The organism is Neisseria sp. P0001.S005, assembly GCF_051963715.1.
This window is the reverse complement of record NZ_JBQCTZ010000496.1, coordinates 1-611: the sequence shown is the minus strand read 5'-3', so window position 1 is coordinate 611 and position 611 is coordinate 1. Positions and strand designations below refer to the sequence as shown.

Here is a 611-nt window from a genome sequence, read left to right as displayed (position 1 = left end):
GTGATTGCCTATGCCGGCGGTTGGCAGTTGCCTGATTTGGTTTGGTATGTCGTATTGGCGTTTTGGCTGATTGTCATGCCTTGGTGGCTGAAGGCGAAATGGGAGTTAAACGGCGGATGGCAGGCTTACACGGTCGGTTGGATGTTGGTGATGCCGTTTTGGTTCGCACTGGTTTACCTGCGCCCTCAGCCTGAAGACGCGCTGTCTTTATTGGCGATTATGGGTTTGGTGTGGGTGGCCGATATTGGTGCGTATTTCTGCGGCAAGTCGTTTGGCAAGTGTAAAATTGCGCCGACCATCAGCCCGGGTAAAAGCTGGGAAGGTGCGATCGGCGGTGCATTATGCGTTGTCGTGTACATGACCATCGTATGGAAAGCCGGTTGGCTGGCTTTTGAAGCTGGTTGGTTAAAAACTATTTTGATCGGCTTGATTCTGACCGTTGTCAGCGTGTGCGGCGATTTGCTGGAAAGCTGGCTCAAACGTGCGGCCGGTATCAAAGACAGCAGTAATCTGTTGCCGGGACACGGCGGCGTGTTCGACCGTGTGGACAGTCTGATTGCCGTTATCAGCATTTATGCCGCCTTTGTATATTTGTTTTAAACCGCCTGTCT

1 protein-coding gene is annotated in these 611 nt (G+C 52.2%); it reads left to right on the top strand.

What is annotated here, in order from left to right; all coding sequences use genetic code 11:
- Positions 1–600: phosphatidate cytidylyltransferase (locus ACTHSP_RS21280; protein WP_440346916.1), on the top strand; the 600-nt coding region annotated here is incomplete at its 5' end.
- Between the last annotated feature and the right edge of the window lie 11 nt (positions 601–611).